Origin of the sequence: Allobosea sp. AK1 (assembly GCF_006714945.1) — a bacterium.
GTDB classification, from domain to species: domain Bacteria; phylum Pseudomonadota; class Alphaproteobacteria; order Rhizobiales; family Beijerinckiaceae; genus Allobosea; species Allobosea robiniae.
This window is the reverse complement of sequence record NZ_VFMG01000001.1, coordinates 1,742,548-1,754,542: the sequence shown is the minus strand read 5'-3', so window position 1 is coordinate 1,754,542 and position 11,995 is coordinate 1,742,548. Positions and strand designations below refer to the sequence as shown.

The following is an 11,995-nucleotide window of genomic DNA, read 5'->3' as shown; positions in this document are numbered from 1 at the left end:
CTAGCCGATCGCGATTGGCGCGAAATGGCAAGACGAGCAGGCTCCCCATGCACCAAATGCTCGCGACGACATGTGCTGGCCGTTTGGCCGCGATCACGGGCCGTAGCGAACCGGAGCGTTCGTGCAGGCGCTGGCAGGGCAGGGGACAGGCAGCAATGTCAGGCGCAACGCCGCGCTATCTCGCTATCGGTTTGATGCCGGCTTGCCTGTGCGGGCCGGCCTGGGCGTCGGACCTCCGGCAGCCCGCCGCGCCACCGACGCTTGCCCTCGCGTCGACACCGAGCTTCTCGGTCACGAGCTATGTCTGGGCGACCGCGATCGACGGGAAAAGCGCGACGCTACCGCCGCTGCCGGCTGCGGATATCAGCCTGCGGTTCCGCGACGTGCTCAAGGAGCTCAACGGCGCGTTGATGGCCTCCGCCGAGATGCGCATCGACCGCTGGAGCGTCCTGGTCGACGGGCAATTCTCGCAGGTGACGACCGGCGGCACTCTACCCGGCCCCTTCTTTTCCGCGCTGAAGTTGCGCTCTCAGACCACGACCCTGCAGGGCTCCGCCTTCTACCGTGTCCACGAGGACCCCGTCTTCGCGCTGGACGTAGGCGGCGGTATCCGGTTCTGGAATCTCGACACCAAGCTCGAAATCCTGCCCGGACTCGCCAATCTTCGTATCGATCACCGTCAATCGCAGATGTGGGCCGACCCGATCCTCGGCGCCCGCCTCGGAATAAAGCTCGGCGGCCCCTGGAGTTTGACGGTGGCGGGCGACATCGGCGGCTTTGGCGTCGGCTCGCGCCTGACCTGGCAAGGTCTGGGCAGCGTCAACTACGCCTGGAATGAGAAGCTGACGCTGAAAGCCGGCTACCGGGCGCTTCATGTCGATTATCGCAATGGCGGCTTTTCGTACGACGTGACCCAGCACGGGCCGGCCGTCGCCGCAACATACCGGTTCTGACCGGGGTTTCACGCGTTCGCGCCATGTCGAGAGGAATGGGAATGTCGATGACCGGGACCGCGGTGCGAGCCGCACATGTTTCCCTGCTTGCACTGCTCGCGCTCTGCGGGCAGGCCTTGGCACAGGCGGGCGAAGCCCAGCCCAAGGTCACCGACCCGCATTTCAAGATCGCGCCGGGCTATCTGAAACGATCCGACCTGCCCAACAGCCTGGTCCTGCTCGGGCCACCGCCCGCTGCGGACTCGGCTGCGCTCGCCCGGGACGAGGAAGCGCGCAAGACGACAATTCCCTTGCGCAACACTGCGCGCTGGAAGCTCGCCATCACCGATGCCGATCTCGCCTTTCCGCAGGCCGCCGACAATTTCTCCTGTGCACTGGGCGTCCGGATCGACGGCCAGCAGACCCCGCGCCTCTACGCGATGATGCAAAAGGTGTTGTCGGATTTCGGCCTCTCCACCTATGGCGTGAAGAACAAGTACAATCGGACGCGCCCCTTCGTGGTCCACAACGAGGCGACCTGTCGGGCGGATCAGGAGGCCATTCTGCGGAACGACGGCTCCTATCCCTCCGGTCACACGGCTGCCGGCTGGGGCTGGGCCCTCGTCCTCGCGCAGATCAATCCCGAGCGCGCGGATGCCCTCTTCAAGCGCGGCATCGAATTCGGGCAGAGCCGCGTGATCTGCAACGCGCACTGGCAGAGCGACGTCGATGCCGGGCGGATCATGGGTGCTGCGACCGTCGCGCGGCTGCAAGCCGACCCGACCTTCCTCGCCGATCTCAAGGCGGCGAAAGCGGAGGTGAAGGCCGCGAAGGCGAAGCGGGTGCCCTTAGCCTCCGAATGCGCCGCGGAATCTGCCGCGCTCTCCGCGCAGTAGCGGACTCGGAACCGGACATTTCCAGCCGGCCATATCACGGCAGACAATCAGCCGAAGCACGGGTGCGGAGCCATTCGGTCCTGCCCGATGAGTACATCGATCAAGGACACCAATGAGGTATCGTTCAATGCGCATGACGTTGGCCTGCAGCCTGAGTTTCCTGGTTCTGGCGCCCTGCGTGGCGTCCGCACAGCCGGTTTCGGTGACCGTCGACAACTTCAAGAGAGCCGAGTCCGATTTCTACATGGCCAAAACGGTCGATGCGGGCGCTCTCGGCAAGTTCGTCCATAACAGGACGCCGACGCCGATCGACAAGCAGCCCGTGGTCCGGATGAACCGGGATACCCTCTATTCCCAGGCGGTCTTCGATCTCGACGCCGGCCCGGTAACCATCACCCTTCCCGATGCCGGCAAGCGCTTCGTCTCGATGCAGGTCATCAGCGAAGACCACTACACCCCGATGGTGGTCTACAAGCCGGGCCCCACGACGCTCACCAAGGCCAAGGTCGGGACTCGCTACGTGTTCGTTGCGGTCCGTATCCTTGTCGACCCCAACGACGCCAAGGATCTCGCGCAGGTTCACGCCTTGCAGGATGCGCTGAAGGTGCAGCAGAAATCGGCCGGCAAGTTCGAGGCACCGAACTGGGATCTGGCTCAGCAGAAGAAGATCCGCGAGGCGTTGGAAACGCTCTCCGCTGCATCAGGCGACTTCAGCAACGCTTTCGGCCCGAAGGGGAAGGTCGATCCGGTCAAGCACCTGCTCGGCACCGCGTCCGGCTGGGGCGGCAACCCCGACAAGGACGCATCCTATCCCTCGGCGACCCCGACCAAGAACGACGGCAAGACGGTTTACAAGCTCAGGCTCAAGGACGTCCCCGTCGACGCGTTCTGGTCGATCAGCGTCTATAACGACAAGGGCTTCTTCCAGAAGAACGACTACGACGCCTATTCGGTCAACAGCATCACCGGCAGGAAAAGCGCCGACGGCGCGATCGACATTCAGTTCGGCGGCTGCGACGGCAAGATCCCGAACTGCCTGCCGATCACGCAAGGTTGGAACTACACATTCCGGCTCTACCGGCCCCGCGCCGCGTATCTGAACGGCACGTGGAAGCTGCCGGTGGCGCAGCCTGCATCGTAGAAGGCCGCCCGCCTGGACTGTTCTTCCTCGTCGATGACGCCTTCCGCCATGGCGAGTGCATTGAGACCTCGGGGGCCAAGGGTACGATTGAGAGAATCTCGCTGCGCTCGGTCTCCTTGAGGCATCCGCGCGGCCCGGTTGCGACAATCCCCTTCGGCCAGATCGGGAGGATTCAGAATTTCAGTCGCGAATGGGTCGTCGAGAAGATGCTGTTCCGGATGGCTTTGGATACCGATGTCGGAGCGGAGCGAAAACTGTTCAAGAAGATCGGGCTGGAGGTCGCAGACGACCCAGAGCTAAACGCCGATCTCATCGAGCCGTTCAAGAGCCAGGGTATTGCCGCTCTCGAGGAAGGCACTCTGGTGATCCGCGGCAAATACAAGGCTCGGGCCGGGCGGCAGTTCCAGATCCGCAAGGCGATCTTGTCCAAGGTGTGGACCACGCTGGCCGAGAACAACATCAAACTGGTCCCCAAGCCTCTTCATGTACCGCAGATGGGGGGATGAGCTTGGTTTCCTGAGGTCGGCACCCACACCAGACTCAAATGAAGGCCCGCTTCCCCACGGACAGGTCTAGGACCGGTGAAATCAACATACCCGAGAGCGGACGTTCCTAATGTCTGCAAGGGACCACAAACGCCGGTCGCTCTTCCGGGGGAGATGCGTCAGTAGCGGACTCTAGCTCTCTGCCCAAAAGCGGACCTCTTGAACGCGGTCGCGGCATGATCGGAAACGATCTATCTCGGACGTTCGCGAGCTTGGTCTTAAGCAGCCTAGTCGGGAGAGTTGCCAGGTCTTGGTGGGAGGCTAAACGGCGCTTCGGGCAGCCGGGTAAAGGAAGGTTGTCCAAGCCATCGTTGGACACAGGATATCGGGCAAATCGATCTCGATCTTTCAGCATTTCGAAAGCGCGCCGCCATACCCTGATCGACCGTTAGCTTGGCGAGAGGCCGACGCTTGACCACTCAGCGCATGACTCGAGCTTTCCCCGTGGACAGTGCTCTATTGAACGCTGTCCTGGAGCATGTGGACCAAGGAATTCTGATGGTCGATGCCAACGGCTATGTGGCCGTCTGCAATCAGCGCGCGATCGATCTGCTTGGCCTGCCACCCGACCTGATGCGTTCCAATCCATCTTTCGAGGCGGTGAAGAGATGGCAGATGGAACAAGGTGAATTTGGTACTGTCACCGAGGATCTCCTTCGGGCCATCAAATATGAAGGGATACACGTAGAAATCCTGGACTACGATAGGCAGAGACCAGACGGCACGGTGCTGGAAGTTCGAACCAACCGCCTCCCCAACGGCGGAATGGTGCGCACCTTTACTGACATAACCACACGAAAAGCGGCCGAGAACGCGATTCGGGTGAGCGAGGAGCGCCTGCGGCTGGCTTTGCAGGCGAGCAGGATGGCTGCTTGGGAGCTTGATCTCGAGACGCAGTGGGTCGATCGCTCCGAGAATTCCATGGTGCTGCTCGGCATTTCCTCGGGACCGGCAGGCGATTTCATCAATAGGGTCCATCCCGACGACCGAGAAATAGTGACGGCCTTCTGGAGCGCCGTCAGGTCGGAAGGAAGTGGCGCGGCCGAAGTGCGCTACCATTCTCCTGACGGCTCGCAAACGTGGCTTGCTCTCAGGGCCGAGCGAAAGGACGATAATCGACTCATCGGACTGACCTTCGACATCGCAGATCGGAAGGCCGCCGAAGAAGCCATCTGGCGAACCGCCAATCACGACCCTCTGACGGGCTTGGCGAACCGGGCGCTCTTCCAGGCTCGCCTCAACGAGGCGCTGACGAATGCCGGAATCTCTGGGGCCAACGTGGGGCTGTTGCTGCTGGATCTCGACGACTTCAAGGATGTCAATGACACGCTTGGCCATGCGGTTGGAGACCTCCTCCTTCAGGAGGCGGCCCTTCGGCTCAGAAGCTTTGTCGGAGAAGGCGATACCGTGGCACGCCTCGGGGGCGACGAGTTTGCCATCATACTCACCGATATTTCAGCGGGAAGTGAAGCAACTGCCCTTGCTACGGAAATCGTAGACGCTCTCTGTGCTCCCTTCCAGCACGAAGGACGAGCTCTTTCCACAACGGTCAGCATCGGGCTGGCAACCTTCCCTGAGCATCACCGCGATCCGGTCGAACTGATGAAGGACGCCGACATCGCGCTTTATCGCGCGAAGGAGCAGGGACGCAGCCAAGCGGTTGCTTATACCAGTGCCGCCCGCGAGACGATGGAGCATCGCGTGACCATCGCACACGACGTCCGGGAAGGGCTCGCAGCACAGCAGTTCGTTCCCTATTACCAGCCGAAAGTGTCGTTGGTGACAGGCCGGATCGTCGGCTTCGAGGCCCTCGCGCGTTGGAACCACCCGACCAAAGGGCTTCTCACGCCTGATTATTTTGGCTCGATGTTCGCCGAGCAGGCCATTTCGATTGCTCTGGGCGAGCAGATGATCCGCCAGGTTGCGGCCGATGTTCGATCATGGCTGAATCAGGGTCTCGAATGCGGTCGCGTCGCGGTCAATCTGTCTTCCGCCGAGATCTCCGACCCGAGACTCGCCGACAGGATTATCCGCATCCTGGAGGATACACGTGTCTCCTCGGCGCATTTTGAAGTCGAAGTGACGGAAACGGCTTTCCTCGGGCGCAGAACCGCGACGGCGTCCTCCATCCTGAACAAGCTGCACGAGGCCGGCGTCTCCATCGCATTGGATGATTTCGGGACGGGCTTTGCGTCGCTTCTCCATCTGAAGCAGTTCCCCGTGGACCACATCAAGATCGACCAGAGTTTCGTGCGGAACCTGATCAGCGACGACAGCGACGCTGCAATTGTCGCCGCCATCGTAAGTCTCGGTCACGCTATGGGAATGCATACAACTGCGGAGGGGGTCGAAAGCCCCCAACAGGCCGCACGCCTGCGAGAAGCAGGGTGCGATTCTGCTCAGGGCTATTTTTATGCGAAGCCGCTGCGAGGGGAGATGGTGCCGAAGACCATTCAGAGCTGGTTCCCGACAGGCAAGCCAGAGCTTTGAGGGCGGAAGGTGCTTACCTCGGCGCTTAGCGCCATGACCGGACATTGAGTCACTGCCCGGAAGCAGACATTTGAAGCGATTGATCGGTGCATGGGAGCGCCAGGCGAGACGTGGTGAAGACGCCCGCCGTATAGCGAGCGCCCTGATCGTCCAGCGCGGGCCTACATCGCCGGAAGGACGGCGATGTCCCTCGCGGCTGCGCTCAGACCAGCAACCTTGCCCACCGCAGTCGCCTTGCCGGTGGCGAGATCAACCTTGTGCAGGGCGCCGTCGGCGAGCAGCCAGCCAGTGTTGGTCCCGTCGCCCGCTGTCTCGATATCGAAGGCGATCGTTTTCGGCATGACGCCGAGCTTCCCGACCGCGCCGAGAACGCCGTCATTGGGCGGCGCCTGCTTGATCAGGCCGCCGATCTTGCCGTCGATGTCGTAGAGCGCCGTCTCCTTCGTACCCTTGACGGAGTTGGTGTAGGCGCCGGCCACGATCATGGGCACCTCGCCCTTGTGCATGTCGGTCTCGGCGAATTTCAGCTTACCGTCGACCGTGGTCTTGCCGTCATCGACATTGACCCGCAGGTTGGTGCCGTCGGAGCCGATCACGCGGAGCCGGTCGGCGGCCGGATTGAAATCGACCGTGGCCCGGGCGCCGGCAGGGAGCACGGTGTCCATCTTCGACTTCATCGTCGCTTTGCCCGTCTTGTCGATCGTATAGATCGCGCCGTCGACCGCGAGCGCGTAGAGCATGCCGTCGGCCGGTCTGACGTCGATGCCAGCGATCTTGCCGGCAAGGCCGGTGACCTTCATCGACTTGCCGGCCTTGAGGGTCGCGGTATCGACCATGGTGAGCGTGTCGTCGCCGGTGAGAGCCGCGAGCATGGCGGCCTGCGCGGCGATCCCGCTGCCGAGAAACGTTGAAACGACGAGGGCGAAACGGATCGTCTTGGTCATGGTGTCCTCCGGTTCTGTCAGGCGCCGCGGCATGCATATCTGCTGGCGGCGCTCATGCCGGATAGAGCCGAGGCAAGGCATTGGATGCGCTCGAAAAAATAAAGCCGCCGGGGTGCATCCATCGCGACGCGGGCAGCGTATCCTCCCGTCGTGCCGTCCAATCGGGGCAGCCGAGCTTAGGGATTCCGCATGGCCGTCAATGCCGCGCAATCGCATGGAGCAGGCATCGAGCAGGCGCTGGCAGCCTGCGCCGGCGGCGATAAAAACGCACTCCGGCGCATCTACGATCAGGAATGCCCGCGTATGATCGGTGTGGCGCAGCGCATGCTGAAGCGCCGCGCCCTGGCGGAGGAAGCGGTGCAGGACAGTTTCATCCTGATCTGGCGGCATGCGGGACGCTTCGATCCGCAACGCGGCTCGGGCCTGACCTGGATCTACGCCATCCTGCGCAACCGCTCGCTGTCGATCCTGCGCGACGAGCGGCGCATGGAGATCGACGAAAGCCCGATCGGCCAGGAGGCCGCGAGCGAGGAGGATGATCCCGAGACCGTGGTGGCGAAGCTCTCCGATGCCAAGGCCTTGCGCGGCTGTCTGGAGACCTTGCCGGCTCCGCGGCGCGGGATGGTGCTGCTCGCCTTCGTGCAGGGGCTGAGCCATGGCGAGATTGCCGGCAAGCTCGGCATGCCGCTCGGGACGGTGAAATCATGGATCCGCCGTTCGCTGATCGCACTCAAGGAGTGCCTCGGATGACGCCGGAACCGGATCGCGAGATCGTCGCGGGAGAGTATGTGCTGGGCCTGCTCGACGGCGCCGAGAAGGAGGCGTTCGAGAGGCGGATGGCGGGTGATGCGAAGCTGGATGCCGCGGTCGCTCGCTGGCAGGCGCGGCTGACGCCGATCGATGCCACCGCCCGGGCGATCGAGCCATCGACAGGACTCTGGCAGCGCATCGAGAGCGGCCTCGACCAAGCTCCCGCGGGAAGCCAAGCCGCGGCTTCGCAGCCGGCGCGTGGCGCGCGGCTCTCGCAATGGTGGGAGAGCCTTTGGCTTTGGCGCGGGACCGCGTTGGCCGGTCTTGCCGCAGCGCTCCTGCTCGCCTTCGGGCTCGTCGCTGCCCTCGATCGTGCGCGTCGTCAGCCCGTGATGGTCGCGGTTCTGCTGACTGAGACCAATGCCGCCGCGGCCGTTGTGAATACGTTCGCCGACGGGCGCGTCGAATTGCTGCCGCTTCAGGATATCCCCGTGCCGCAGGGCCGTGCGCTGGAAATCTGGACGCTATGGGATCGTGCCACCGGGCCGCGCTCGGTCGGCCTTATCGACAGGGCCCGGGCCGTGCCGCTGCGCTTGGACAACCTGCCGCTCGGGGCCGATCAGCTCTTCGAGATCACGGTGGAACCCGCCGCCGGTTCGCCAACCGGACGCCCGACCGGCCCGATCGTCGCCAAGGGGCTGACTGCGCGACGCCTCTAGAGCAATTCCGCCATTTCCTGAGTCGCGGAATTGCTCTAGGCCTTTGTTTTATCGCATTTTCTTCACGCGAACCGGTATCCACTTCACTCGAAAATGCTCTAGAAGGGTGCGGCGGGGAACGCCGCGCCTCTCAGCGGCCTTGAAGGGCGAGCAGGTTGACGTCGATCGTCCGGGCGCGGAAGCCGGCTTCGCAGTAGCAGAGATAGAATTCCCAGAGCCGGCGAAACGGCTCGTCGAACCCAAGCGGCGCGATCTCGGTCCAGCGCTCCAGGAAGCGGCGGCGCCATTCCTTCACAGTCAGGGCGTAGCTGTCGCCGAAGTCGAGCTGTTCGACCACCCCGAGCCCGACTGTCTCGGCGCTACTCTTCAGCACCGGAACCGATGGCAAGCAGCCGCCGGGGAAGATGTAGCGCTGGATGAAGTCGGTGCCGTGCTGATAGTCCTCGAACACGGCGTCGTCGATCGTGATCGCTTGCAGGACGACGCGGCCGCCGGGCCGCAGCGAGCGGCGAAGCGTCGCGAAATAGGACGGCCAATAGGCGCGGCCGACCGCCTCGATCATCTCGATCGAAACGATGCGGTCGAACAGCCCGGCGATGTCGCGATAATCCTTGAGCTCGATGGTGACGCGTTCGGACAGGCCTGCGGCGGCAACGCGCTGTCGTGCGGCTTCGAGCTGGGCCGGCGACAAGGTGATCGCCGTCACGCGGCAGCCCTCGCGCGCCAGCCGTTCCGCCAGCGCTCCCCAGCCGCAGCCGATCTCCAGAACATGCTCGCCGCCCGAAAGGTCGAGCATGGCGACGATCCGATCCATCCGGCGCTGCTGAGCGGCCTCTAGCGTCTCGGTCGGCGTTTCATAGAGTGCCGAGGAATACATCATGCTGGCGTCGAGCCAGTGGCCATAGAAGTCGTTCCCGAGATCGTAATGCGCCGTGATGTTGCGGCGGCTGCCGCGACGCGTATTGGCGTTGAGAACATGCCGCAGGCGGTTGAGCAGACGCGTCGGCCAGGCGCCTGAGACCAGCTTACGCAGGGTCGCATCGTTGCGCGCGCCGAGCTCGATCAAGGCCGTGAGATCCGGCGTATGGAGGTCGCCGTCGCGATAGGCTTCGGCCAGCCCGATGTCGCCGTCGAGCAAAAGGCGGCGCATCGACCGCCAGTTGTTCAGGATCATCGTCGCCTGCGGCCCCGGCAGGCCGGGCACGCTGCAAAGTCGCTCGCCATCCGGTGTGAAGACCGTCAGGTGGCCTATGGCGATCCTGGAGAGCACGCGGCGCAGGAACCAGCGCGACAGGCCGATACCACCTGGCAGGGAGAGCGCCTGTTCGGGCATGCGAAATTGCTGTTCCGCGTCGGGCCGGCTCATGGCTGCTGAGATCCTTTCGCATGAGCTGTCGCGGCTCTGCCGAGGCTGAAGGAGTGCTCGGGCGGCGCGGGATGAGGCTGCCAGCGGATGCGCTTCGCCAGCAGCCGCAATGCATGCCAGTGAATGGCGGCGGTGATCTTCAGCGTGAGCAGCGGATGCGTCGCGAGCAGCCGCAGCAGGGCCACATCACTCAGTTCCGTTCGCTTGCCGCTCAACACGGCGGTGATCAGGCGTCCATCCGCGTCGCTGCCCTCGATGGCGACGGAGACGCGCTCTCCCGGCGGGGTGACCGTGAAGGCGTAGCGCATGTCGAGATTCATGAACGGCGAGACGTGGAAGACCTTGTCGGCCTCCTGCCTCAACGCGCCTTCGGAGCTATCGGCAGGCGCTACATAGCTATGAATCTCGCCGAAGGTGTTGTGCACCTCGTAGACGGTGGCGCAGAGGCTGCCGTCGCGGCGGCAGCAGAAATAGGTGCTGAGCGGATTGAACGCGTAGCCGAGAATGCGCGGCATGGTCAGCAGGCGGATCGGACCACCATCATGCGCGATCCCGGCTTTCGCCAAGGTTTCTTCGATCTGCGGCCGTAGGGGCCGCCCGCTGCGATCCCCGTAATCCGCGTCGCGAAAAGCGTAGAGATTGAAGCAGTTGCGCGAAAAGAAGCGGAGCTTCGCCGACGCCCGATCGATCTCGTCGAGATCGAGCAGCATCCAGAACACGCGATAGGCCAGCGCATGCGGCCGGGGCCGGAACCGATGGTGCCTGACACGGCCGACATAGAGGGCAGATTGCAAGGTCATGCGGCCTGCTCCAGTCGCGGCAGTATCGGAATGCGGCCGGATTCGTCGCGAACGCTCCATGGCCGGCGGACGCCACCAAGCGCCTCGGCGACGGCGAGCCCCGCCTGCAGGCCATCCTCGTGGAAGCCCGATCCGAAATAGGCGCCGCAGAACCAGCTGCGACGCGCCCCTTGCAGAGACCAGAGCCGCTCCTGCGCAGCGAGCGCCGCCTCATCGAATAACGGGTGCTCGTAGATCTCTTCGTGGAGAACGGTCTCTTCGCGCAGCGTATCCGGCGGGTTGAGCGTGACGAAGAAGGGCTGAACCTCTGGCAAGCCTTGCAATCGGTTCATCCAGTAGGTGACCGCACAGGCAGAATCCGGCTGCGCGCGATGACCGATATGGTTCCAGCTCGCCCAGGCGCGGCGTCGCTTCGGCATCAACGCTTCATCGCCGTGCAGCAAGGCGCGGTTGCGGCTGTAACGAAAGGCGCCTAGCGCCTCGGCTTCCGTCGGGCTGGGATCGGCGAGCATGGCGAGCGCCTGGTCGGCATGGCTGGCGAAGACGACCTGGTCGAAGGTCTCGGCCCAGCCGTCACCCGTCAGGACGACATCGTTTGCCCCACGTCGAACCTGACGCACCGGCGCACCGGCCCTGACTTCGCCCGAAAAGGCAGCGCGTAGCTGCTCGACATAGACGCTGCTGCCGTCGGTCACGGTGCGCCAGACCGGCCGGTCGCTGAGCTGGAGCAGACCGTGATTGTGATGGAAGCGCAGGAAGGCGGCGGCCGGATAGGACAGGATCTCCGAGCAGGGGGCCGACCAAATAGCTGCCGCCATCGGCAGGAGATGATCGTCCCGGAATGCGGCGCCGTAACCGCCGGCTGCAAGATAGTCGCCGAGCGAGATGGCGGCCGCGCCACCCGAAAGCGCGTCCCTCGATGCGTTCCGATAGAAGCGGGTGATATCCTGCAGCATCGCCCAGAAGCGCGGGCGCACCAGATTGCTGCGCTGGGCGAACAGGCCGGCGACGCTGGTGCCGCTATATTCGAGACGGCCACCATCGAGCGATACGGCGAAGGACATTTCGGTCGGCTGCGTGACGACCCGCAGATGGTCCATCAGCGCAATGAAGTTCGGGTATGTCGCCTCATTGTAGACGATAAATCCGGTATCGACCGCCGTTTCGCCGCCGGCACCCGCCACGCGAACCGTGTTGGCGTGACCGCCGAGGCGAGGGGCAGCCTCGAACAGCACGACGTCATGGGCCTGCCCCAGCAGCCAAGCCGCCGAGAGGCCGGAGATGCCGGCACCGATGACGGCGATCCGCATCGCCTTGCCCTGTGCCCGCTCCGTCGTCGCTGTTTCGTTTGTCATGACGGGTATACGCGGCCGGGGCCGGACTGGATTTGCTGCCGCGCGACCAAAAGCACC

General features: G+C 63.8%; 11 protein-coding genes. 7 read left to right on the top strand and 4 right to left on the bottom strand.

Going from position 1 to position 11,995, the window contains the following annotated elements:
* Window positions 1-155 precede the first annotated feature (155 nt).
* From FHT98_RS08840 to FHT98_RS08820, 5 genes are all read left to right on the top strand, one after another.
* Window positions 156-953: a hypothetical protein gene (locus tag FHT98_RS08840; RefSeq protein ID WP_142113785.1), complete on the top strand. Its 798-nt coding sequence runs from the start codon at window positions 156-158 to the stop codon at window positions 951-953.
* A gap of 41 nt (window positions 954-994) precedes the next feature.
* Window positions 995-1,828 carry an acid phosphatase gene (locus FHT98_RS08835; protein WP_248309180.1) on the top strand — a complete coding sequence of 278 codons (834 nt, stop codon included), beginning with the start codon at window positions 995-997 and terminating at the stop codon, window positions 1,826-1,828.
* Window positions 1,829-1,955: 127 nt separating this feature from the next.
* Window positions 1,956-2,969 (top strand): DUF1254 domain-containing protein, encoded by a 1,014-nt coding sequence (locus FHT98_RS08830; RefSeq protein ID WP_142113784.1) that lies wholly within the window; start codon window positions 1,956-1,958, stop codon window positions 2,967-2,969.
* Window positions 2,936-3,475 carry a mechanosensitive ion channel family protein gene (locus FHT98_RS08825; RefSeq protein ID WP_248309179.1) on the top strand — a complete coding sequence of 180 codons (540 nt, stop codon included), beginning with the start codon at window positions 2,936-2,938 and terminating at the stop codon, window positions 3,473-3,475. The genes FHT98_RS08830 and FHT98_RS08825 overlap by 34 nt, the downstream gene beginning before the upstream one ends.
* 465 nt (window positions 3,476-3,940) lie before the next feature.
* The gene (locus tag FHT98_RS08820; protein WP_282568665.1) at window positions 3,941-6,004 is read left to right on the top strand and encodes a putative bifunctional diguanylate cyclase/phosphodiesterase; all 2,064 of its coding nucleotides are present in this window, start codon (window positions 3,941-3,943) and stop codon (window positions 6,002-6,004) included.
* Between the two features lie 161 nt (window positions 6,005-6,165).
* Here FHT98_RS08820 and FHT98_RS08815 read toward each other — a convergent pair whose 3' ends face one another.
* Window positions 6,166-6,948, bottom strand: coding sequence for a DUF4394 domain-containing protein (locus tag FHT98_RS08815; protein WP_061971592.1), 783 nt, complete (start codon window positions 6,946-6,948; stop codon window positions 6,166-6,168).
* Window positions 6,949-7,137: 189 nt separating this feature from the next.
* Here FHT98_RS08815 and FHT98_RS08810 point away from each other — a divergent pair, with 189 nt between their 5' ends.
* Window positions 7,138-7,698, top strand: coding sequence for a sigma-70 family RNA polymerase sigma factor (locus FHT98_RS08810; RefSeq protein WP_142113781.1), 561 nt, complete (start codon window positions 7,138-7,140; stop codon window positions 7,696-7,698).
* The gene (locus tag FHT98_RS08805; RefSeq protein WP_061971486.1) at window positions 7,695-8,417 is read left to right on the top strand and encodes an anti-sigma factor; all 723 of its coding nucleotides are present in this window, start codon (window positions 7,695-7,697) and stop codon (window positions 8,415-8,417) included. Before FHT98_RS08810 ends, FHT98_RS08805 begins: the two co-directional genes overlap by 4 nt.
* Window positions 8,418-8,547: 130 nt before the next feature.
* Here the strand turns inward: FHT98_RS08805 and FHT98_RS08800 are convergent, their stop codons facing one another.
* From FHT98_RS08800 to FHT98_RS08790, 3 genes are read right to left on the bottom strand one after another with little or no spacing between them, the layout of a single operon-like run.
* On the bottom strand, window positions 8,548-9,783 hold the full coding sequence (locus FHT98_RS08800; protein ID WP_248309178.1) for an SAM-dependent methyltransferase: 1,236 nt from the start codon (window positions 9,781-9,783) through the stop codon (window positions 8,548-8,550).
* A complete protein-coding gene (locus tag FHT98_RS08795) occupies window positions 9,780-10,583 on the bottom strand; it encodes a DUF1365 domain-containing protein (protein WP_142113780.1) in 804 nt (267 codons plus the stop codon). The genes FHT98_RS08800 and FHT98_RS08795 overlap by 4 nt, the downstream gene beginning before the upstream one ends.
* A complete protein-coding gene (locus FHT98_RS08790; RefSeq protein WP_142113779.1) occupies window positions 10,580-11,938 on the bottom strand; it encodes an NAD(P)/FAD-dependent oxidoreductase in 1,359 nt (452 codons plus the stop codon). Before FHT98_RS08790 ends, FHT98_RS08795 begins: the two co-directional genes overlap by 4 nt.
* Window positions 11,939-11,995: the final 57 nt, after the last annotated feature.